Raw genomic sequence first — 22066 nt, 5'->3', positions numbered from 1 at the left:
ACTGGAGTTAAGATGCTTCCTCACCCACTTTCAGTCGTAAAACTTGTGTATTTCGCTAGCTGGTGATTCAACTTAAACATTCGCATTGTTAGTTTGTATGCTGCTATGGGAACTAGCACTACCCCAAATGTTTACATTACAAACTATCGATATTGAATTCTCATATGGTAAGTAGAGTTATTGCGCTGTTTATACTTTTAGCTTAATCGTCGCTATCTCTTGGCATTATTACGCGTCAGCGGAAACGCGCGATCTACTATGTTTTACACACTGGTTGTTTTTGCTTTTAGATATGAATACGTGATAGTGAAGCTAGAGGAGGAACAGGAAAAACAGGGAAAACAAAGGACAATAGAAAGTTAAATGACCTTACTTCTAGGTAAGGTCATTCATGCATTCAGCAGCAAAAGATATTGGCGCTTAGCAAACGCTTAGGTTTGGTTGTTACAGAGCTAGAGGAATCAACTCGACACCAAGCACACCACTAATCCCCATCACCACTAGCAGTGAGACTTTAAACACCGACTTTGACCAAGCGATGTAGTTGTTGTCATCAATGCTGCGAAAGGTCACTTTCGTCCACATAAAGCAAACAACCGCTGCAACCGCTAAGTATTCATACCCGGCTTCACCTAGTAAAAATAACCCCAATGATGCTGCTCCAAAAGCCACGACATACGCTTTCATGTGTCGATGCGCTTTATGAATGCCTTCTTTAACTGGCAATACGGGAATCCCGGCTTCTCGGTAGTCTTGCATGCGGAACATGGCAATGGCATACGAGTGCGGCATTTGCCAGAGACAGAACATGGTAAAGAGTAAAATCGCTTCCAAGCTAATGAAGTTTGTTACCGCTAAGTAACCCACCAATGGCGGAACTGCGCCTGAGATACTTCCCACTAAGGTCCCATACACCGAGTTACGTTTGTACCACATCGTGTAAAAGAACACGTAATACACGTAGCCAAGCAACACGACGACAGCGGATAGTGGGTTCACTTGGATAAATAACAGTGCGGTTCCTACCAGCAATAAAGCAAGTGCATAAACAAACGCAATATCGATATTGATGTTGCCTTTCACTGTTTCACGATTTCGTGTACGTGCCATCTTTTGGTCGATATCACGATCGAAAATATTATTCACCACACAACCTGAAGCGATGACTAACCCAACACCAACTAACGTCGTAACGAACAACATTAGACTGGCTGGTTCTGTTTTTGCGGCGAGGAAGAACCCCGCCGCAACAGAAATCAGGTTGCCGAAAATAATGCCCGGTTTAGTGATAGACAAATAACTTTTCAGCATACCTTGACCTACAACTTCATGTTGACGTTCATGTTGTAGATGATCCATACCGAGCCAGCGATAAGGATAAGTACAACAATGGCGGTAAACATCAGTGATACAAGGTTCCAACGTCCGTCGGATGTTTTTGTTTCCATGTGCAAGAAGTATTTAAAGTGAACAAATATCTGCACTAATGCACATCCAAATAGAATCGCATAGGTCGTTGTATCTGGTAATGATTTCGTCCAAACAAAGTAGAACGGAATTACAGTCAGAATCAGTGAGGCAATAAAGCCTTTCACGTAATCTGACGCACTGGTTTCTACATGTTGATCCATTACATTACCCCCAGTAAGTAAACGATGGTAAAGACACAAATCCAAACGATATCTAGAAAGTGCCAGAATAGGCTTAAGCAGTTAAAGCGCATTGCCATATTGTCGTTCAGACCTTTCGTCGACAGTTGATGATACGCTACCGCTAACCAAATCAGACCAAAGGTTACGTGCAGGCCGTGCGTACCAACCAACGTAAAGAATGCCGACAGGAATGCACTTGTTTGGGGCCCATAGCCTTCTTCAATCAGGTGATGGAACTCATAGACCTCCATACAGATAAAGCCAAGACCAAGCGCGAACGTGACTAACATCCAACGTTTGAGACCAGCAACATTGTTGCGCTTCATCGCGATAATGCCAAAACCAAATGTGATACTGCTAAACAGCAGCAGCATGGTTTCGACAAACACGAATGGGAGTTCGAAAATGTCTTTACCTGTTGGGCCCGCAATTGAATTGCTCGACAGCACAGCGTAAGTCGCGAACAAGGTCGCAAACAATACACAGTCACTCATCAGGTAAACCCAGAAGCCAAATAGCTTGTTGCCATTCGTGTCATGGTGGTGATCATGGTCGTGATGTGCTGCGATATTAGTTTGCATACGTCACCTCCAGATCATCTTTACTTTCGCTGTCTTTCACTGAGTTTTTCTTCGCTTCTTCAAGCTGAGCTCGACGTTTGGCCTCAATTGCTTTGATCTCTTCAACTTCCACGTAGTAATCCACATCATCGTTATAGCTATGCTGAATACACGTCACGATAATACCGACCAAACTTGCCGCCGCTAGCCACCAGATGTACCAAATCATGCCGAAGCCAAATAGGAGCGACCAAGCCGACACATAGATGCCTGTTGCCGTGTTTTTTGGCATATGAATACGTTCGTATTCCACTTCTTTAGTTGGATCGAACTCGCCACTTTGTTTCTGGTACCAGAAGGCATCCAGCACATCACCTTTTGGTAGGTGCGCAAAGTTGTAGAACGGCGGTGGAGACGATGTTGCCCACTCAAGAGTACGACCACCCCACGGATCACCAGTTAGGTCACGATTTTGCTCGCGGTCACGGATACTCACGTAAATTTGGATGAACTGAGACAATACGCCCAGCGCAATCACAACCGTACCTGCTGCGGCAATCGACAACAGTGGGAAGTATTCTGGGTTGATGTCTTGGCTTAAACGACGAGTCATCCCCATGAAGCCCAGCGCGTAAAGCGGTAAGAACGCCATTAAGAAACCAATAATCCAAAGATAGAACGCGCGTTTGCCCCAAGTTTCATTCATGGTGAAACCGGTCGCTTTCGGGAACCAGTAAGTGATCGCAGCGAAACATCCAAACACCACACCACCGATGATAACGTTGTGGAAGTGAGCAATTAGGAATACTGAGTTATGCAGAACGAAATCTGCGCCCGGAACAGCCATTAGTACGCCCGTCATACCACCAACAGTAAAGGTGATCAGGAAACCCACCGTCCACATCATTGGCGTCGTAAAGCGGATGCGGCCTTTGTACATCGTGAATAGCCAGTTGAAGATCTTCACCCCTGTTGGGATAGAAATGATCATCGTGGCAATACCGAAGAAAGCATTTACGTTCGCGCCAGACCCCATCGTAAAGAAGTGGTGTAGCCAAACGACAAAGGCAAGAATCGTGATAACTACGGTAGCCCAAACTAGCGATGTGTAACCGAACAACTTTTTACGTGAGAAGGTTGCGGTGACTTCTGAGAACACACCAAAAATTGGCAAGATCAAAATGTACACTTCTGGGTGGCCCCAAGCCCAAATCAGGTTGACGTACATCATTACGTTGCCGCCAAGATCATTGGTAAAGAAGTGCATGCCTAGGTATCTATCCAGCGTAAGCAGAGCGATAGTCACCGTTAGGATTGGGAATGAAATGATGATCAAAATGTTTGCACACAGAGACGCCCAAGTGAAGACTGGCATCTTCATCATTGGCATAGACGGTGTACGCATACGCAAAATGGTCGCGAAGAAGTTCACGCCTGTTAACGTCGTACCAACACCTGATATCTGCAGCGCCCAAATCCAATAGTCGACCCCGACTCCTGGGCTTGCCTCAATACCTGAAAGCGGCGGATACGCTAGCCAACCTGTACGACCAAATTCACCTAAGCCGAGAGACATGTTTGTTAGGATGACACCTACAACAAACAGCCAGAAGCTCAAGTTATTCAGATACGGGAAAGCTACGTCACGCGCACCAATCTGCAATGGCACGATGATGTTCATCAGACCAATGACCAATGGCATCGCTACGAAGAAGATCATGATCACGCCATGGGCAGTAAAAATTTGATCGTAGTGATGCGGTGGTAAGTAACCTGCTTCACCCGCAGAAGAAAGGAGTTGCTGACTACGCATCATGACTGCGTCAGCAAAACCACGAACAAGCATCACCATCGCTACTGCGATGTACATGAAGCCAAGTTTTTTATGGTCTACTGAAGTAAACCATTCATTCCACAAATATTGCCACTTTCCGGCTTTGGTCACCGCGTAAACTACGGCTAAACCAACCAGCGCCACAACCGCTAGGGTGATGACAATAATAGGTTCGTGGAATGGAACTGAATCAAGAGTTAATCTTCCAAACATTACGATTATCCTTGGTTTTCAGGCAAACAGTTCATTGAACCAGGATGCTGAGTCACAACGTCGGTGAACAAGAACGGAGGAACGCTAGAGAACAAAGTGACTGGCTCTGCGATACTTGGCGCTGCCAGTGAGCTGTATTGCTCCCAATCTTCAATACGATCAGGGCTCGCCTTCACTTTCTGCACCCAATTTAGGAACGCAGCACGATCAGACATTGCTGAAGCTGTGAACTTCATTTGCGAAAAGCCTTCGCCGCTGTAGTTCGATGCAAAACCCTTGTAGTCACCTTCGTGGTTCGCTATGAGGTTGAGCTTGGTTACCATGCCTGGCATCGCGTAGATCTGTGTACCTAAGCGAGGGATGAAAAACGCGTTCATGATGTTGTCCGAAGTCAGTTTGAACTGCACTGGCACGTCTTTCGGGAACGCCACATAGTTCACCGTCGCAATGTTTTCTTCTGGATAGATGAACAACCATTTCCAATCGAGTGACACCACTTCGATGGTCATTGGTTTAACATCACTTTCCAAAGGTTTGGATGGCTCTAGTTCATGAGTCGAACGCCATGTGATCGTCGCAAGAATCGCAATGATGATGATTGGAATTGTCCATACCACCACTTCGATTTTGGTCGAGTGTGACCACTCGGGTGCGTACTCTTCTTCAGTGTTAGAGGCGCGGTATCGGTAAGCGAAGTAAATCGTCATTAAAATCACAGGGATTACAACGATCAACATCAGCAAAAGAGCAGTAATAATTAACTCTTTTTCTTGCACACCAATGGCACCTTTGGGGTCAAGTAAAGCTGAATTACATCCTGAGAGCATAAGTATGACGGACGCCAAACTTCCCCTCGACAAGATGCGTTTATATCTTGAGGCTTCCATTAACTTTCTCGATGGTTGTCTGGTTTCAAAGCAGATGCCAATCAAAGTAAATAAGAGCTCACAAATAGCGCAGAGGTAATGTATGAGAACAAGAAAAAACTTCGATAAGTAGTTATTCTACTTACAATTTTTCAACTTCGTCATCAAGCATTTAACCAGCTAGAATGAACCGTTATTTACTACGATACGATTGGTATCAAGCCAAGAACCAGTTGTTATAGTCATTAGAATGTTTATGTGTTGAGCATGAGTAACGTCGGGCTCAGAGCGAAACAAAACGGAATTGAGTGGAGATCAAAACCACACTCTTAGTGTGAGTTTATTGTTACACTTTGAAACACTATGTTACATTTGGCGCATTATGAGGAGTAAAAAGTTAAAGCTCATTAGCCACAACTGGAAACTAACCTTCCATTAATGGAAGTTACACACTTTAAATCGAATATTAACCTCAACACGAATTTCTCGTGCTTCAACAATTAATTATTTAAAAACAAATAGTTGAAACTTAAAATTGATGAGACTGACTATCAACTTCATTTACGCAGATAGCCTTAATGAGAAGCGGAAACTAAAAAAACAAAAGTGTGATCAACATCAAATTAATGATTTCACTTAATATTAGAGTGGTATTTACATCTCTTTATTGGATTGTGAGAAATCATTCTCAAGGTAAATCCAAACATAAGTTGTAAATACATTTGGGTTGTGCAGAATTAGCACTCCACAACATAGAAAATGTTGAAATGGAAAGAGACTTATTATTCAGGTCTATCAGAGCCTTATTTCAGTGGTCACTTACATACGAATGCCGCCATCCACTTCTAAAACCCTGCCAGTAAAGTAATCACTCTCAATAATGTATTTTACTGCATGCGCGATTTCGCTTGTTTCGCCCATCCTGCCAACTGGGATCATCTTTTCTAATCGCTCTATGGCTTCTGGTTTCATTTGCTCTGCCATCGCGGTATGAACTACACCTGGTGCAACCGCCGCCGCGCGAATACCGTATCTTGCGAGCTCACGAGCCCATGTTGTCGCCATGGTCGCGACCGCCGCTTTTGACGCAGAATAATTGGTTTGTCCGATATTCCCAGCTCTCGCAACACTAGAAATATTGATGATAACGCCTTGGGAGCCACTCTCAATCATCTTGACGGCAGCTTCACGCCCACACAAAAATGTTCCTGTCACGTTAACGTTCATGACCAAGTTGAATTGATCCAAAGACATCTTACTGATCACGCCATCTTTTGCTTTTACAAGTAACCCATCTCTTAACACGCCAGCGTTATTGACTAACCCATTGAGTTGACCAAAATCTTGGATAATCGCTTCAAACGTGGTTTCAACGTCGATTTCGTTGGTGACATCCACTTGATATGTCAACGCTTTCGCACTCAGCATTCGACACTGCTCTTGTGTTTCCATTAAGCCACTGGCGTTTACATCCAACAACGCTAAATCAGCGCCAGCTTGAGCAAGGGTAATGGCCATCATTTGCCCAAGCCCCTGCCCTGCTCCTGTAATGGCAATAACACTACTTTTTATGTCCATATTGGTGCACTCCATAGCTCGTAATGTTCTCTATCTCAACCAGTCTAAGTTGGCCGAAATGATGCGCGTTTTAGGTCACCATCTCGGGCTGGTTTGTCACAAAACTCAGTCTAGCCTTTCTTACTCTTGTATAACTCAAATAAGCTTGAGAAATCGAGCTCGCCGTGGCCGCTCGCGTTGTGGAAAGAATATAAGTTGCGCGCTAACGACCCCATCGGAACCGAAGAATGTGTTTGTAACGCCGCATCTAACCCCAAGCCGAGATCTTTTAGCATAAGTTTGCTCATAAAGCCCGGCTGGTAATCGTGACTGGCTGGTACACTATCCATCACGCCTGGGCAAGGATTGTAAAGCTCCAATGCCCAATTTCGGCCAGAGCTTTGCAGCATGATGTTTGATAGCACTTTTGGATCGAGTCCATGATCGATACCTAGGTTTAATGCCTCGCACGTACCAGACATTAAAATACCGAGCATAAGGTTGTTACAGATTTTCGCCATTTGACCATCGCCTGCTTTGCCAGCATGGAAAACATTTTTTCCCATATACTGCAAAATCGCATTGGCTTTAGAAAACGCTTGATCCGAACCACCAACAATAAAGGTTAATGTCGCCGCTTTAGCGCCAGCAACGCCCCCCGAAACGGGCGCGTCGACAAACAACACGCGTTTATTTGCCGCTTCATTGGCGACTAATCGCGCAGAGTCCGGATCAATGGTTGAACAATCAATCATCAAGGTACTTGGCGAGACAAGATTGAGGACACCTACGCCACCATGTAAGTCACCAAGATACACGGAACGAACGTGAGACCCTGCTGGTAGCATCGTGATGACTGTGCTAGCACCATCCACGACTTCCTCAATAGAGCTCGCCACCACCGCACCAAAAGGTACTAGTTGCTTTGCGGCTTCGCTATCGACATCGAATACTTGCACGTTAAATCCAGACGCGAGTAAGTTTTGCGCCATCGGATGCCCCATTCTTCCTAAACCGATAAATGCGATGGTACTCATGATCATTCTCCTTATTGACCTAGTGTTTGTTCACCCAAATTAGCAAGCGGATGCTCGTTATCTGACCAAAGCGAGGTAAACAAAGTATCGATAACATCTTCATCGACTTCACTGACACTGTTAAATATCCAGCTCGGCTCGCCATCCCGGTCAATGAGCCGAGAACGGACGCCCTCTTTAAACTCACCTAATAAGGCACTGCGAACCGACAAACTCAACTCTAAACGGAAGCAATCTGCAAGCGGTAAGCTGTGGTACTCTTTCACTTGTCTAAAGCAAATATGCGCGGTGATCGGACTGCCCGATGCGAACGTTTGTTTCGCGTTTTCTATCCACTGGCTATTCCCTTCGATAGTCATGATTCGCTGTGCTATCGCATTAAGATCAAAGCCTTTGCACGCTTCCTCTATCTGATCTAAGTATGGACAAATTTGCGTGGTTGGTTTGCTATCAATAACTTGTTCTTCCATTAACTGTAGTAGTGCAGTTACCAACTCTTTCGCGTCTTCTTTGCCCCACTGGAGCCGCTTTAGCTCATCCAGTAAGGTGGGATACTGCTCTTCCAACAGTAACCAATCGGCCAAACCAATAGTGACAGCGTCACTTGAATTTACCATTGAACCTGTCAATCCGAGGAATAAGCCCACTTGCGGATCTATCTGGCTTAAAAACCACGTACCTCCCACATCAGGATACAGTCCGATATTGATTTCTGGCATAGCAAGGCGTGATGTTGTTGTCACAACTTTATGGCTGGTTCCCATAAAAAGCCCCATCCCACCGCCCATGACAATACCTTCTCCCCAACCGATAATGGGTTTGTTGTAAGTGTGGATGAGATAGTCACACTCATACTCCAACGAGAAATAGTTCGTACAGAACTCTACGATTTTTTCTTTACTCTCGTTATGCATGACGTGATACATAGCTCGAACATCACCACCAGCACAGAATGCTTTTTCTCCAGCGCCAGTCAGTACCACACAAGCCATATGCGGATCGTCTTGCCACTTGATAAGCTGATCGTTAAGTTGGACTAACATGTCATACGTCAATGCATTCAATGAAGCGGTGTTGTCTAACGTTGCGATACCAATGCGGTGCACGCCATCTAAGCACTCTATTTCACTAATGGTTACCATCCCTGCCATGTGGCCTCCTATCGGTTTTTCCATTGCGGTGGGCGTTTTTCTAAAAAGGCGCGAACACCCTCAACTTGATCTTCCGTATCAAAAAGATTCAGAAACAACTCTCGCTCTTTCATTAAGCCGTGCTTCAGTGGCGCAGAGCGCATATTTTGAATGAGCGCCTTACATGCGGCGACAGAAGATGGCGACTGGTTCGCAACAGATTCAGCAAGTTCCAGCGCTTTACTTAAAGCTTCACCTTTGGGAACCAACTCCTCAACTAGGCCTAGTTCTTTTGCTTTGTCAGCGCTGACTTGCTCTCCACATAAAATGATACGCTTTGCCCAGCCTTCCCCTACTAACGCTGTGAGGTTTTGGGTACCGCCAGCGCAGGGCAAAAGTCCGACTTTGGCTTCTGGTAAAGCAAGTACCGCTTGCTCTTCAACTACTCGAATATCACAAGCTAATGCCACTTCTAAACCTCCGCCCATGGCGTAACCATTAATGGCGGCAATGGAAACACCACGAAATTCCGAGAGCGTTTCAAAGGCTTCACCAAAGCATCGCGCCATGTCTAACGCAACCGCTTTGTCACCGTCAGAAAATAGCTTGAGATCTGCACCAGCAGAGAAAAACTTTTCTCCACTGCCGGTTAAAACCAGTGCGTAGACCTGCTTATCATTGTTAAGTGTGAGTATCAGCGACTTCAGTACCTTGAGGCTCTCTGCTGTCCACGTATTGGCTGGCAGGTTGTTCATCGTCACCACCGCAACGTGATTAGTGATCGTATGTTGAATGGCTTCTTGGGTTAATGGCATATCTGAATCCTTTCTCAATGAGCAAATCCAATACTTCGCTACAGCAAGGCCGATTCCTCAGAGAGCAAACGGCGCGCGATGATCAAGCGCATGATTTCGTTCGTTCCCTCCAGAATTTGATGCACACGCACATCTCTGAAATGACGCTCCATTGGATACTCTTTGATGTAACCATAGCCGCCATAAAGCTGCAGCGCTTGGTCGCAAACCTGAAAGCCCACATCGGTTGCGAACCGTTTTGCCATCGCGCAATAAGCCGTGACATCTGGGTCATTTCGGTCGAGCTTGCTGGCGGCATAGCGCACTAACTGCCGAGCAGCCACTAGCTCTGTCGCCATGTCTGCTAATTTGAATTGTAAGGCTTGAAACTGCGCAAGCGGTTTGCCGAACTGCTTACGCTCCTGAATATACTGTGTCGCCTGTTCAAGGGCCTGTTGAGCCGTACCGACGGAACAGGTCGCAATATTTATACGCCCTCCATCAAGCCCTTTCATCGCAAAGACAAAACCTTGCCCTTCTTCGCCCAGTAAATGGCTAGCTGGAATAACGACATTTTCAAAAGTAACCGCTCGTGTTGGTTGGCTGTTCCAGCCCATTTTGGGTTCTTTACGCCCATAGCTGATGCCATCTGCTTGAGCAGGAACAACAAATGCGGACACGCCTTTGGCACCCTCATCTCCGGTTCGCGCCATCACGACCAAAACATCTGTCTCTCCTGCGCCAGAGATAAAGGTTTTGCCGCCGTTGATGACATACTTATCTCCCTTTTTTGTAGCGGACGTGGTCAGTGCAGCGGCGTCTGATCCTGCGTTGGGTTCGGTTAAGCAATAGGAGCCTAACCACTCCCCCGTAACTAGTTTCGGACAGAACTGCGTTTTGGCTTCATCGGTAGCAAAACTGGCTATCATCCAACTCACCATGTTGTGAATCGTCATAAACGCCGTAGTGGACGTACATCCCATGGCCAGTTGTTCAAAGATAATTGAAGCATCCAAACGGCTTAACCCTAAGCCGCCATGTTCTTCTGGTGTGTAGAGACTGAGAAACCCCAGTTCCCCCGCCTCTATCAATACGTCTTTGGGGAAAATCTGCTTTTCATCCCACTCCGCCGCCATCGGTGCTAAACGCTCATCGGCAAATTGTTGAGCGGTATCGGCAAATGCACGTTGATCTTCATTAAGTTCAAAGTCCATAAAAGCTCCTTTTATTCACTCAGCGCAGTTGGATGGTCAGATTGAGCCCCGTTGGAATATCGTCATCAAACCAACGCGCCGTCACCGTTTTGGTCTCGGTATAAAAACGCACTGCTTGTTTACCATACGCATGTAAATCACCATAGAAACTGCCTCTCCAACCAGTAAAGGAGAAAAATGGTAAAGGGACTGGAATTGGCACATTAATCCCCACTTGACCGACTTGAATGTCATGCTGATATTTTCTCGCAGCAGCGCCATTAGCGGTAAATATAGAAGTTCCGTTGCCGTAAGGGTTGCGATTCACCAACTCAATGGCCTCTTGCAACGTTTCGACTTCCATACAAACTAAAACAGGGCCAAATATCTCTTGCGTGTAAATCGACATGTTCGCTGTTACACCGCTAAACAAGGTTGGGCCAATCCAGTTTCCATCGGGAAAGCCGTCCACTTCACACTGACTGCCATCGAGTTCACACACTGCGCCTTGTTGTTTGCCATCTTCGATTAGGTCCAATACGCGTTGCTTGGCTTGCTCACTGATCAGTGGGCCATAAGCAGCCTGTTCATCATCCCAAGGCCCTGGGTGTACTTTCGCCATCGCCAGTTTCAGGTCTGCAATCCATTGTTTTGAATCGCCGACAAATACCGCAACAGAAATCGCCATACAGCGTTGCCCCGCAGCCCCAACGGAGGCTCCGATTAGGTTATTCACCACTTGATCTTTGTTTGCATCAGGCATGATCACCATGTGATTCTTTGCACCAGCAAAAGCTTGAACCCGTTTAAAATGTTTAGTCCCTGTGGTGTAGATATAACGGGCAACGGGAACCGAGCCAACAAATGACACCGCTCGAATATCAGGATGAGCCAGAAGAAAGTCGACTTGCTCTTTGCGGCCATGAACGATCTGCAACACTCCTTTCGGCGCGCCAGCTTGCTCAAATAGTTCAGCTAAACGAATAGAGGTCAACGGCACTTGTTCGGAGGGTTTAAGCACAAATGTATTGCCCGCAGCGATAGCGATTGGGAACATCCACAACGGAATCATGGCAGGAAAGTTAAATGGCGTAATGCCGCAACACACACCTAGGGGCTGAATCATTGAGTAACTGTCAATATCCGTGGCAACGTTTTCGACGGTTTCGCCCATCATGTTGCTGGCAATGTTTGCCGCCTGCTCAACAACCTCTATGCCTCGCCACACATCGCCTTTAGCATCCGCTAAAATCTTACCCGTTTCATGAGAAAGCAGTGTGGCAAGCTCATCATGATGCTCTTTGAGCAAGTGCTGATAACGCAGCATGACTCTGGCACGCTCGGATACTGCCACTTCCTTCCAGGATTGGAATGTCTCTTTCGCATTATCAATGGCGGCTTCCATCTCATGCTCTGTGGAACATGGAACGTACGCAATGACATCATTAGTGGCGGGATTGGTTACCTCAACCCAATCCGATGTTTGAGATTCACGAAACTCGCCACCAATAAACAAGGGAACCAAACGAGTCATCATTTACTCCTTTCTGATTTCAATTAAAGCGGTATTTCAATGCCTATCGCCGTGGCTTCTCCACCGCCGATACAAAGTGACGCAACACCCCGCATCACTTTTTTGGCTTCGAGATCACCATTGGTGCCTAACGCTTGTAGCTGACGCAAACTGTGAATCAATGTCACCAGAATTCGTGCGCCACTAGCCCCAATCGGATGCCCAAGTGCACAGGCTCCACCTTTAATATTTACTTTGCTCGTATCAAGCCCAAGTTCCGCCACCGCTATTTGTGTCACGACGGCAAAGGCTTCATTGATTTCCCACAGGTCCACTTCATAAATTGACCAATCTAGCTGGAACAGCAGTTGCTCAATTGCGTAGACGGGTGCCAAAGTAAATTCTGCAGGTTTTCTGGCATGTGTAGAGTGCGCCTTGATGATCGCAAGTGGTTTAAGCCCCTGATGACGCGCAGTGTCTTCATCCATAAGCACAAGAGCCGCCGCGCCATCTGAAATGGCACTCGAATTAGCAGCGGTCACCGTACCTTTTTCATCGAATGCAGGTTTGAGTTGAGGAATTTTACCAAGGTCAATCGAGCGTGGGGGCTCATCGTAGTCCAGCTCCGCTTGTTCTGACTTGGTATTGAGTGAAACCGGCGAAAGTTCATCGGCAAACAAGCCTCGTTCTTGAGCTTCCAACGCACGTTTTGCCGACATCACGGCCCATTCATCCATTTGCTCTCTGGTGAACTTAAGCCTGTCAGCGACTTGCTGAGCATAAACACCCATTAAGTGCCCTTCGTAAGCATCTTGTAGCCCATCGAGAAACATGTGGTCATACGTAGACTGGTGCCCCATGCGCATTCCCTTTCTCGCCTCCCTCAGCAAATACGGCGCATTGGTCATACTTTCCATACCACCAGCAATGGCAGAGCGAATCGTTCCAGCTTTAATGAGATCGTGCGCTAACATGACGCTCTTCATGCCAGAGCCACACACTTTGTTAATGGTGGTGCACCCTACACCCAAAGGAAGATCTGCTCCCATAGATGCTTGCCTCGCAGGAGCTTGTCCACACCCTGCTGGAAGCACACATCCCATGAACACTTCATCCACCGAAGTCACATTCACTTCGTGCATTGCCGCCTTGATCGCCAGTGCGCCTAATTGAGGAGCAGAGTATGTTTGCAACTTGCCTTGAAAGCGCCCAATTGGCGTTCTTTTCGCGCTGACAATCCAGATGTCTTTTCCCATGATTCGCATTCCCTTAAGGTATATGTGAACACTTGGCAGACTGATGACACCCTACATAGAATTACTCACCAAGCGCCACACCAGCCTTTATCGCCTTTTTCACTAACAAACTTTCATTCCGCGATTTCTTGACGTTTACGTAAGCATAGCACTAGCCTTTACAATGAGATGAAAAAACACACCAAGCAGACGTTTATATTTCAAAGTTGATGTTCGGCCTTCCCATTTAAGGTTCGATTTCCAGAAACTGGATTTTTATTCGAGGTAAGTATGTTATGGAAAAATACAAGATCAGTGACCTCGCCAAGGAGTTTGATATTACTACTCGCAGTATCCGGTTTTATGAAGACGTGGGTCTGATTGAACCAGAGCGAAAAGGCAATATGCGCGTTTATCAACGCAGGGATAGAATTCGCCTCAAACTGATTTTAAGAGGGAAACGGCTCGGTTTTTCGTTGGCAGAAATTCGTGAACTTTTCGAGCTCTACGACATGCAACAAACCGAGGGACAGTTATTGAAAATGCTCAATATCATTGAAGAGAAACAAGCTGTCCTACAACAACAACTCAACGACATCAGCGTCGTTATGGCTGAGTTGAATGCCGCTAAGGAGCGTTGTATTCAAACACTCAAAAGCAAGCAGACATAAACGCTATACTCAATTAGCAACACCGCTATCGGCTTTTCCACCTTACCTCTGATACCGGGAGACGTTATGAAAAGCACCTATACCCCACTCAATTTCGGACTTGGTGATACCATCGATATGCTCCGAGAACACGTTAATGCCTTTGCTACGGAACATATTGCGCCCATCGCCGCTGAGATAGACCGCGATAACCAGTTCCCGAATCATTTATGGCCTTTGTTGGGAGAAATGGGGTTGCTTGGTGTGACCGTCGATGAAGAGCTTGGTGGTGCAGGCATGGGATACCTCGCTCATGTTGTTGCCATGGAAGAAATCAGCCGTGCCTCTGCGTCTGTCGCTTTAAGCTACGGCGCTCATTCTAACCTGTGCGTCAACCAAATCTTTCGTAACGGCACGCCTTCTCAACGCGAAAAATACCTTCCAAAACTCATTGATGGTAAGCACGTTGGCGCCCTAGCAATGAGTGAGCCCAATGCCGGTTCAGACGTGATAAGCATGCAACTGAAAGCGGAGAACAAGGGCGACCATTTTGTCCTGAATGGCAACAAAATGTGGATAACAAACGGGCCCGATGCTGACGTAGTGGTGCTTTACGCTAAAACGGATGTCAGCGCAGGTTCACGTGGCATTACCGCATTCATTATTGAACGTAACTTCGCAGGTTTCACTCATGCTCAAAAGCTGGACAAGCTAGGCATGAGAGGCTCGAATACTTGCGAACTTGTATTTAACCATTGCGTAGTGCCAAAAGAGAATATTCTTGGCGAGTTGAATCAAGGCGTCGAGGTGTTAATGAGTGGGCTGGATTACGAGCGCGTCGTCCTCGCTGCCGGACCACTCGGGATAATGCAAGCTTGCATGGACATTGTGGTCCCGTACGTACATGAACGAGAGCAGTTTGGAAAACCCATTGGCGAGTTTCAGTTAGTTCAGGGCAAGATCGCCGATATGTACTCTCGAATGAGTGCAGCAAAAGCGTATGTATATACCGTCGCAGCGGCTTGTGAACGAGGTAACGCAACACGCAAAGACGCCGCTGGCGCGATTTTGTACAGTGCAGAACTCGCCACACAAATGGCACTCGATGCAATACAACTGCTCGGTGGGAATGGCTACATCAATGAATACCCTGCTGGTCGTTTGCTACGTGATGCAAAGCTTTATGAAATCGGCGCGGGTACCTCTGAGATTCGCCGCATGTTAATAGGCCGAGAGCTGTTCGAAGAATCTCGCTAACGGAACATACGACAAGGAAGTCATTATGGCCATTATCAAAAGTAAAACTAAGCCAACTGACGAGTTATTTCTTTCCAATAAAGCTGCGATGGAAACGTTGGTCACTCAACTTAATCAACACATCGAGACCATCAAACAGGGCGGCGGTGAAAAAGCCATTCAGCACCAGAGGCAAAAAGGAAAACTCCCCGCACGAGAACGCATCGCGCGCTTGCTTGATGACAACACTGACTTTCTTGAAATCAGCCAGTTTGCCGCCTGGCAAGTGTATGACGAAGCGATCCCCTGCGCTGGTGTTATCGCCGGCATTGGTATCATAGAGGGGATTCAATGCATGGTCATCGCCAACGATGCTTCGGTAAAAGGCGGAACCTACTACCCACTCACGGTAAAAAAACACCTTAGAGCGCAAGAGATTGCCCAACGTTGCCAACTCCCCTGCGTGTATTTGGTGGACTCCGGTGGCGCAAATCTCCCTCATCAGTCCGACGTCTTCCCCGACAGAGAACACTTTGGTCGCATTTTCTTTAACCAAGCGAGAATGTCGGCGAAAGGCATCCCACAAGTTGCTGTTGTGATGGGGCTTTGCACTGCTGGGGGCGCGTACGTTCCTGCCATGGCGGATGTGTCCATTATGGTTAAAGAGCAAGGCACCATTTTTTTGGCGGGGCCACCTTTGGTGAAAGCGGCCACTGGCGAAGTCGTGACGGGTGAAGAGCTCGGCGGTGCAGACGTGCATTGTCGAAAATCTGGTGTCGCAGATTATTACGCTGAAAATGATGAACATGCCCTAATGCTTGCGAGAGAAGCCATTGCCAATGCCAATAGAACAAGACCTGTTAAGCCAGAAAACACCGTGCTTCCTCCCCGCTACGACGCAGAAGAAATCTACGGAATCGTGAATGCCAACTTACGACTGTCATTCGACGTTCGAGAAATTATTGCCCGCATCGTCGATGATTCTGATTTCGACGAATTCAAAGCCTTGTACGGCAGAACGCTAGTGTGTGGTTTCGCTCGTATTCAAGGACACTTGATTGGCATTGTGGCAAACAACGGTATCTTGTTTTCTGAATCGGCACAAAAAGGCGCGCACTTTATTGAGCTGTGCGCCAAACGGAAAACACCGCTTCTTTTTCTCCAAAATATTACCGGCTTTATGGTCGGAAAAAAGGTTGAAGAAGAAGGCATCGCAAAACATGGCGCCAAGCTAGTGATGGCCGTCGCTTGTGCTGACGTGCCGAAGTTTACCGTGATCATCGGTGGATCGTACGGAGCTGGTAATTACGGCATGTGCGGCCGAGCGTATGATCCAACCATGATGTGGATGTGGCCGAACGCGCGTATTTCTGTGATGGGCGGAGAACAAGCAGCAGGCGTTTTAACACAAGTTCGAAAAGACGCGAAGGAACGCCAGGGAGAAGCGTGGTCAGAGCAAGAAGAGCACATTTTTAGAGAATCGATCATAGACTTGTATGAAACACAAGGACATCCCTATTTTGCGAGTGCTCGGCTATGGGATGACGGAATTATTGACCCTAAAAAAACGCGTCAGGTGTTGAGTCAAGCGTTAATGGCAGCATTAAACGCCCCCATTCCTGATAGCGAGTTTGGCGTCTTCAGAATGTAAACATCCAAAGATGAATTAAGGAAGTAAGTATGCAGGAAATGCAACCAAGCATTATTCCCAACGCCCAAAGGCAAGATGATGTTCTTTGGCATGTCGATAATAATGGCGTAGCGACCATTACCCTAAACAGAGCAGCCAAACACAATGCTTTTGACGCTTGTACGATCGACTTGCTGATCCACCGCCTAGATTATCTCGCTTTACGAACGGATGTGCGGTGCTTGGTATTAAGAAGTAACGGTAAGCATTTTTCATCCGGGGCCGATTTGAATTGGATGCAGTCGATGGCCGACAGCACGAGGCAAGATAACTTCGTTGATGCCCAAAACTTGGCAAGACTCATGGAAACACTAGATTCGTTCCCTCAACCCACCATCGCAGTTGTTCAAGGTTCCGCTTATGGTGGTGCTTTAGGGTTGATTTGTTGTAGTGATATCGCCATCGCAAGCCAAAGTGCCAACTTTTGCTTAAGTGAAGTTAAGCTTGGTTTAGTTCCAGCGACCATTGCGCCTTACGTCATGCGCGCGATGGGGAATAGACAAGCTAGACGCTATATCTTAAGTGGTGAAGTCATTTCAGCCGAAGATGCCGAACGGTTTGGTATTGTGCACGAAGTGAAAGAAGCCAAACAGCTTGAAAATGCGGTCGATAGCGTAATCAAGACGTTGCTACTTAATAGCCCAGATGCGATGCGTAAAGCGAAAACGCTCTGCCATCAATGTCATCAAAACCCCATCGATCAACAACTGATTCACTATACTAGCAAGCTCATTGCGGACATTAGAGTATCACCCCAAGGTCAAGATGGGCTGCAAGCGTTTCTTGAAAAACGTAGCCCAAGTTGGGTCACCAAGTCACAGGACAAGTAATGCTACCTTCCAAAGTAAAGATTGTCGAAGTAGGTCCTAGAGATGGGTTGCAAAATGAATCTCCTGTTGCGACCCAGACTAAAATCCGGCTGATCAACTTACTCTCTGATACTGGGTTAACGCATATTGAGGCGGGCTCTTTTGTCTCACCCAAATGGGTGCCACAAATGGCGGACTCAATAGAGGTCATGAAAGCAATAACACGGCGAAATCATGTTACCTACTCTGCCCTGACACCAAACCTAAAAGGCTTAGAACAAGCGTTGGAGGCTGACGCCAATCAGGTCGCAATTTTCACTTCATCCTCAGAAGGATTCTGCCAACACAATATCAATTGCTCGATTGCAGAAAGCCTAACTCGCTTCGAACCTGTAATGCGATTAGCCACCAAATACGGTATCCCTGTTCGTGGCTATCTATCCTGCGTTGCCGACTGCCCTTACGATGGCCCGACAGCCCCAAAACAAGTGGCGAGCGTGGTCAAATCACTCATCGATTTAGGGTGTTATGAGGTGTCTCTAGGCGACACAATCGGTACAGGCACGCCAAACCGTATCGCTGCTATGCTAGAAGCCGTCATGTTGGTTGCACCTCTTCCCCAGCTTGCTGTCCATTTCCACGATACATGGGGACAAGCACTCGCCAATATTCATCAAGCATTGAGTATGGGCATCAATACCATCGACAGCAGTGTAGCTGGGCTGGGTGGATGCCCATACGCTCATGGCGCATCAGGAAATGTCGCAACGGAGGATGTACTATATTTATGCCAAGGGTTAGGAATAGAAACGGGGATCGACTTAGAGCTACTGGCTAAAGCTGGCTGGATGATCAGCGAAGAGCTGGGTCGGCAGCCTACATCAAAAGTGTCATTAGCATTGCGTAACCGCGTATTATCACTTTCGTAGAAGGCCATCCGGCACCTCAAATTCTCCCAACCCAAGTTAACTTGCTCTACTTTCGAGTAGGGAAGCGAAACCGCCCGCCAGTACGATAAATAATTAGAGAAAATAAGATAAGCACACAACCTACTAGTTTATTTGCCGTTAGCACTTCGCCATACCACAGCACGCTCAGAATAACCGTCCAAACTGGTTCTAATATCATAATTAGAGCAGCGTTACCTGCCTGAACAAATTTTTGCCCCATGGTTTGCATTACGTAACGCAAGCTCGTCGCTAATAAGGTACTCAACGCAAACCACCACCAAATAGAGGAGTCAACCTCTGCCGGGAAAGATTCCATAAAAAATGAAACCAACAAACCTAAGCAACCTGCTGAAAAAAGTTGCACGCAAGTAAGCAGCAGCACAGGTAGTTTTTGAGAGTATTTGCTGTTCACATTAAAATGAAGCGCCAAAACCAGTGCTGCACCAAGAAACCACAATTGACTGGCCGATTGTTTCCAGCCACCAACTAAAGAAAGACAAGCAAGACCTAATACAGCGATAGGCAAAGAAAGCCAGAAAATTCGTTGTGGTCGTTGACGAAACATAACCCATGCAACAATCGGCACAAACAGCATGGAAAGGCTCATGATAAATGCGCCTTCCCCGAGAGTATCACTGATAGAAATGGCGTAAATCCATGTCATAACGGCACTGCCTAACAGGAGTCCGACACCACTAGCAGAAAGCACATCTTTTAAGTTTGCTTTCAGCAAAGGTCGGTAACATAGAGGCAGTAAGCAGAGCGAAGCGATAGTAAATCGCGCCCCAATAAAGCCAAAAGGTGGTAAACCCTGTATTGTTTCCTTAGAGAATATCCAGCCAAGTGCCGCGATCATCGTCGTCGCAACCAGAATAACCGTCGCTTTGCGTTCTGAGTTAAACATAAGTACTCACAAAATATGGAACACACAATAGCGCAGCAAGAGAGTTTTACTGCGCTATTGTGTAAATTTGAAAGGGGTTTGTGTCGAGCGAAAAAGTGAAAGCCCGATCCTCTCCTGTATTGTTGTCACGCAGATTGAAGTTCTGCTGCTAGATACATTAAATGCAGGCAAAGTCTTAAGGCAAGCCTTTTCGCATACTAAATTACTTTAGCATTCTATACAGCAAGCAAACTGGCTAAAACCTGTACGGGGTGTCGAACTACCCCTCCTTCAAAACGCTTAACTTGACTGCGGCAGGAGTAGTATTGCGACTTCAGTGCTCCTCAATACAGGTTGAATAAGGCGAATTGCTTTTTACCCATCGCCCCTACAATGAAAACTTATTGATTAACTACAACGAGCGGTTAAATTGCTCCACGGCCTCTACAACACGGCTAGCGCCATCTTGTATTTCATTCATCACATTGCCTGCTTTTTCAGAGAGCTCTAGCGTATCTAGTGCTTCTTTTTGACATTTAGCGATCAGCTTAACTGCGTTATCTGTTCGCTGTAGGTTTTCACTGACCATTGTGACAATTTCATCGGTGGTTGCATTGGTTCTTGTAGCAAGCTGTCTGACTTCATCAGCAACAACGGCAAAACCTCTACCATGCTCACCCGCACGAGCCGCTTCTATCGCCGCATTTAACGCCAATAAGTTAGTTTGGTCAGCGATACCACTGATGCTATTTACCAACTCGCTAATACGCGATGAGTGCGCTTTAAGCTCGTCAATCGCGGTGTTCGCTTGCTGCATTTGCTCGGAAAGTATCTGCATCTTTTCTAACGTTGAGCCTATAACCTCTTGCCCTTGCAGGGTTTGTGTTCCAGTTTCTTGGGAGATTTCGTTCGCCAATTGCGCAGCCTGGGCCATTTTCTGTTCCTGCATCACCTGCTGGGTAATATCTGTCGCGAACTTAACGACCTTGTAGAGCTCTCCTCTGTCGTTATGGATAGGGTTATATGAAGCCTCTAACCACACCTCTTCACCATAACGGTTAACTCGTTTGAATCGCTCTGATGAAAATTGCCCTTTTGCTAAACGTTGCCAAAACTCACGGTAAGCTTGAGAGCTCGACTCTTCCTGATCACAAAACATGCGATGATGCTTCCCTAGAATCTGATCAAGCGTATAACCCATTGTGTTTAGGAAATTATCGTTGGCTTTTAAAACATGGCCATCTAATGTGAACTCAATTACCGCCATAGAACGACTTAATGCATTTAGCATGTCCTCTTGCTCACGAGATGATTTGATCGTTCGCGTAAGTTCAGAAGCAAAAACAAAAAAGCTTTCTACTTCTCTGCGCTCATTTAAAACAGGCTGGATAATCGTTCTTAACCAGGCTTCCTCACCATTACCTTTCTGTACTTGCAATGCCCCATTCCAGAACACTTTATCTTGGACGGCTTTCTTCATTCGATGAAAGTGATCTGTATTGCGCGAATTTGACGGTACCAATTCAGTAATCGATTTCGTTAAGATCTCATCATCATTTAAGAAAAGTTCTTGCTGTAGCTTAGTATTTGCAGAAGTAATGATGCCTTTACTATCCAATGTTAAGCGGATCATCTCTTCATCTAAACTGGTTTGGATTTGCTGCAGGATTTGCAACTCCTGCTTTAATCGTTGATTTTCTTGTTGAAGCGACTTATTAAAAAACATGACTTTCTCTCATTTGACCGACCTTCGGACTAGTCAAAGGTTTATTATTTGTATACCGAATAAACTGCAAGCGGCAAAATCATTTGGTTGCATATTCAAACGCGATTTCTATTTCTCATCAAAGGACCCCGCTGGGAATACGGCGATTTTTTATACAGTGTAACCTAAGCGCAGTATACTGAAATTTCTTCAGCGCCCAAGCTGTTTATATATTTATTAATATTAAAGCTCTTTATCGCCAGTTTGAGGTTTGTATTTGTGGGTGTACTTATATGGAAAATTGGTGTGTTCAGATCAATAAGCCTTTCCATCAAAAAAGGGCTTTGACTTAGTTCCAATAATTTTTGCCGTTTTATCGCTGTTCCACCCGACTTTTGAGCGATTACCCACTCATTATTCGCTTGCAGTTCTATTAATAGCGCATGGAGCAACCAATAACAGCACACCGACCAACAAGCTTTTGGACAAAACCTTGTCAGTGCCTTCTCTAATTTAGAAAGCTACGAATAATCACAGGTATTGCAAAGTTGTTGTGAAG

General features: G+C 46.3%; 18 protein-coding genes and 2 pseudogenes. 5 read left to right on the top strand and 15 right to left on the bottom strand.

The window, feature by feature from the left end; all coding sequences use genetic code 11:
• Window positions 1-444 precede the first annotated feature (444 nt).
• From cyoE to R7M92_RS22415, 12 genes are all read right to left on the bottom strand, one after another.
• Window positions 445-1359, bottom strand: coding sequence for a heme o synthase (cyoE, locus tag R7M92_RS22470; RefSeq protein WP_213911997.1), 915 nt, complete (start codon window positions 1357-1359; stop codon window positions 445-447).
• A complete protein-coding gene (gene cyoD, locus R7M92_RS22465) occupies window positions 1320-1631 on the bottom strand; it encodes a cytochrome o ubiquinol oxidase subunit IV (protein ID WP_012842490.1) in 312 nt (103 codons plus the stop codon). The genes cyoE and cyoD overlap by 40 nt, the downstream gene beginning before the upstream one ends.
• Window positions 1631-2233 (bottom strand): cytochrome o ubiquinol oxidase subunit III, encoded by a 603-nt coding sequence (gene cyoC / locus R7M92_RS22460; RefSeq protein ID WP_005375782.1) that lies wholly within the window; start codon window positions 2231-2233, stop codon window positions 1631-1633. Before cyoC ends, cyoD begins: the two co-directional genes overlap by 1 nt.
• Window positions 2223-4259, bottom strand: coding sequence for a cytochrome o ubiquinol oxidase subunit I (gene cyoB / locus R7M92_RS22455; protein ID WP_258624125.1), 2037 nt, complete (start codon window positions 4257-4259; stop codon window positions 2223-2225). Before cyoB ends, cyoC begins: the two co-directional genes overlap by 11 nt.
• Window positions 4260-4264: 5 nt before the next feature.
• Window positions 4265-5146, bottom strand: a complete 882-nt coding sequence (gene cyoA, locus R7M92_RS22450; RefSeq protein ID WP_005388604.1) for a ubiquinol oxidase subunit II — start codon at window positions 5144-5146, stop codon at window positions 4265-4267.
• A gap of 798 nt (window positions 5147-5944) precedes the next feature.
• Window positions 5945-6703 carry an SDR family oxidoreductase gene (locus R7M92_RS22445; protein ID WP_005375778.1) on the bottom strand — a complete coding sequence of 253 codons (759 nt, stop codon included), beginning with the start codon at window positions 6701-6703 and terminating at the stop codon, window positions 5945-5947.
• A gap of 110 nt (window positions 6704-6813) precedes the next feature.
• Window positions 6814-7719 carry a 3-hydroxyisobutyrate dehydrogenase gene (gene mmsB / locus R7M92_RS22440; protein WP_213876112.1) on the bottom strand — a complete coding sequence of 302 codons (906 nt, stop codon included), beginning with the start codon at window positions 7717-7719 and terminating at the stop codon, window positions 6814-6816.
• 11 nt (window positions 7720-7730) lie between these two features.
• Complete coding sequence (locus tag R7M92_RS22435; protein WP_213876110.1) at window positions 7731-8870, bottom strand: enoyl-CoA hydratase/isomerase family protein; 1140 nt, start codon at window positions 8868-8870, stop codon at window positions 7731-7733.
• Between the two features lie 8 nt (window positions 8871-8878).
• The gene (locus R7M92_RS22430) at window positions 8879-9664 is read right to left on the bottom strand and encodes an enoyl-CoA hydratase (protein ID WP_318134339.1); all 786 of its coding nucleotides are present in this window, start codon (window positions 9662-9664) and stop codon (window positions 8879-8881) included.
• A gap of 38 nt (window positions 9665-9702) precedes the next feature.
• Window positions 9703-10857 (bottom strand): acyl-CoA dehydrogenase family protein, encoded by a 1155-nt coding sequence (locus R7M92_RS22425; RefSeq protein ID WP_318134336.1) that lies wholly within the window; start codon window positions 10855-10857, stop codon window positions 9703-9705.
• Between the two features lie 19 nt (window positions 10858-10876).
• Window positions 10877-12370, bottom strand: coding sequence for a CoA-acylating methylmalonate-semialdehyde dehydrogenase (locus R7M92_RS22420; RefSeq protein ID WP_031781134.1), 1494 nt, complete (start codon window positions 12368-12370; stop codon window positions 10877-10879).
• A 23-nt stretch (window positions 12371-12393) separates the two neighbouring features.
• Window positions 12394-13605, bottom strand: coding sequence for an acetyl-CoA C-acyltransferase (locus tag R7M92_RS22415; RefSeq protein ID WP_053307787.1), 1212 nt, complete (start codon window positions 13603-13605; stop codon window positions 12394-12396).
• 275 nt (window positions 13606-13880) lie between these two features.
• Between R7M92_RS22415 and R7M92_RS22410 the strand changes: the two genes are divergently transcribed.
• The 5 genes from R7M92_RS22410 (at window position 13881) to R7M92_RS22390 (ending at window position 18898) form a co-directional block, all read left to right on the top strand.
• Window positions 13881-14255, top strand: coding sequence for a MerR family transcriptional regulator (locus R7M92_RS22410; RefSeq protein WP_017821195.1), 375 nt, complete (start codon window positions 13881-13883; stop codon window positions 14253-14255).
• Window positions 14256-14321: 66 nt separating this feature from the next.
• The gene (locus R7M92_RS22405; protein WP_318134333.1) at window positions 14322-15491 is read left to right on the top strand and encodes an isovaleryl-CoA dehydrogenase; all 1170 of its coding nucleotides are present in this window, start codon (window positions 14322-14324) and stop codon (window positions 15489-15491) included.
• A 25-nt stretch (window positions 15492-15516) separates the two neighbouring features.
• Complete coding sequence (locus tag R7M92_RS22400; RefSeq protein ID WP_213901633.1) at window positions 15517-17121, top strand: carboxyl transferase domain-containing protein; 1605 nt, start codon at window positions 15517-15519, stop codon at window positions 17119-17121.
• Between the two features lie 29 nt (window positions 17122-17150).
• Entirely contained in the window at window positions 17151-17990 is an 840-nt protein-coding gene (locus R7M92_RS22395) for an enoyl-CoA hydratase-related protein (protein WP_318134329.1), read from the top strand.
• Window positions 17990-18898, top strand: coding sequence for a hydroxymethylglutaryl-CoA lyase (locus tag R7M92_RS22390; RefSeq protein WP_047100920.1), 909 nt, complete (start codon window positions 17990-17992; stop codon window positions 18896-18898). Before R7M92_RS22395 ends, R7M92_RS22390 begins: the two co-directional genes overlap by 1 nt.
• Window positions 18899-18944: 46 nt before the next feature.
• Here the strand turns inward: R7M92_RS22390 and R7M92_RS22385 are convergent, their stop codons facing one another.
• From R7M92_RS22385 to R7M92_RS25110, 3 genes and pseudogenes are all read right to left on the bottom strand, one after another.
• Window positions 18945-19823 carry a DMT family transporter gene (locus R7M92_RS22385; protein WP_047100918.1) on the bottom strand — a complete coding sequence of 293 codons (879 nt, stop codon included), beginning with the start codon at window positions 19821-19823 and terminating at the stop codon, window positions 18945-18947.
• A gap of 391 nt (window positions 19824-20214) precedes the next feature.
• Window positions 20215-20568, bottom strand: a pseudogene (locus R7M92_RS25115) (methyl-accepting chemotaxis protein); the annotation flags it as partial.
• A 180-nt stretch (window positions 20569-20748) separates the two neighbouring features.
• A pseudogene (locus R7M92_RS25110) lies at window positions 20749-21435 on the bottom strand (PAS domain-containing protein); the annotation flags it as partial.
• Between the last annotated feature and the right edge of the window lie 631 nt (window positions 21436-22066).

Source organism: Vibrio sp. Vb2880, from assembly GCF_033337975.1.
Taxonomy (GTDB): Bacteria; Pseudomonadota; Gammaproteobacteria; order Enterobacterales; family Vibrionaceae; genus Vibrio; species Vibrio alginolyticus.
Note: the sequence above shows the minus strand (reverse complement) of the source record. Positions and strands in the feature narration are given on the sequence as shown.

Bases quoted from the DNA above. Each gene is read 5' to 3' on its own strand.
- cyoE (WP_213911997.1), bottom strand. From the start codon at position 1,359: ATGGATCATCTACAACATGAACGTCAACATGAAGTTGTAGGTCAAGGT.
- cyoD (WP_012842490.1), bottom strand. From the start codon at position 1,631: ATGGATCAACATGTAGAAACCAGTGCGTCAGATTACGTGAAAGGCTTT.
- cyoC (WP_005375782.1), bottom strand. From the start codon at position 2,233: ATGCAAACTAATATCGCAGCACATCACGACCATGATCACCACCATGAC.
- cyoB (WP_258624125.1), bottom strand. From the start codon at position 4,259: ATGTTTGGAAGATTAACTCTTGATTCAGTTCCATTCCACGAACCTATT.
- cyoA (WP_005388604.1), bottom strand. From the start codon at position 5,146: ATGGAAGCCTCAAGATATAAACGCATCTTGTCGAGGGGAAGTTTGGCG.
- R7M92_RS22445 (WP_005375778.1), bottom strand. From the start codon at position 6,703: ATGGACATAAAAAGTAGTGTTATTGCCATTACAGGAGCAGGGCAGGGG.
- mmsB (WP_213876112.1), bottom strand. From the start codon at position 7,719: ATGAGTACCATCGCATTTATCGGTTTAGGAAGAATGGGGCATCCGATG.
- R7M92_RS22435 (WP_213876110.1), bottom strand. From the start codon at position 8,870: ATGGCAGGGATGGTAACCATTAGTGAAATAGAGTGCTTAGATGGCGTG.
- R7M92_RS22430 (WP_318134339.1), bottom strand. From the start codon at position 9,664: ATGCCATTAACCCAAGAAGCCATTCAACATACGATCACTAATCACGTT.
- R7M92_RS22425 (WP_318134336.1), bottom strand. From the start codon at position 10,857: ATGGACTTTGAACTTAATGAAGATCAACGTGCATTTGCCGATACCGCT.
- R7M92_RS22420 (WP_031781134.1), bottom strand. From the start codon at position 12,370: ATGACTCGTTTGGTTCCCTTGTTTATTGGTGGCGAGTTTCGTGAATCT.
- R7M92_RS22415 (WP_053307787.1), bottom strand. From the start codon at position 13,605: ATGGGAAAAGACATCTGGATTGTCAGCGCGAAAAGAACGCCAATTGGG.
- R7M92_RS22410 (WP_017821195.1), top strand. From the start codon at position 13,881: ATGGAAAAATACAAGATCAGTGACCTCGCCAAGGAGTTTGATATTACT.
- R7M92_RS22405 (WP_318134333.1), top strand. From the start codon at position 14,322: ATGAAAAGCACCTATACCCCACTCAATTTCGGACTTGGTGATACCATC.
- R7M92_RS22400 (WP_213901633.1), top strand. From the start codon at position 15,517: ATGGCCATTATCAAAAGTAAAACTAAGCCAACTGACGAGTTATTTCTT.
- R7M92_RS22395 (WP_318134329.1), top strand. From the start codon at position 17,151: ATGCAGGAAATGCAACCAAGCATTATTCCCAACGCCCAAAGGCAAGAT.
- R7M92_RS22390 (WP_047100920.1), top strand. From the start codon at position 17,990: ATGCTACCTTCCAAAGTAAAGATTGTCGAAGTAGGTCCTAGAGATGGG.
- R7M92_RS22385 (WP_047100918.1), bottom strand. From the start codon at position 19,823: ATGTTTAACTCAGAACGCAAAGCGACGGTTATTCTGGTTGCGACGACG.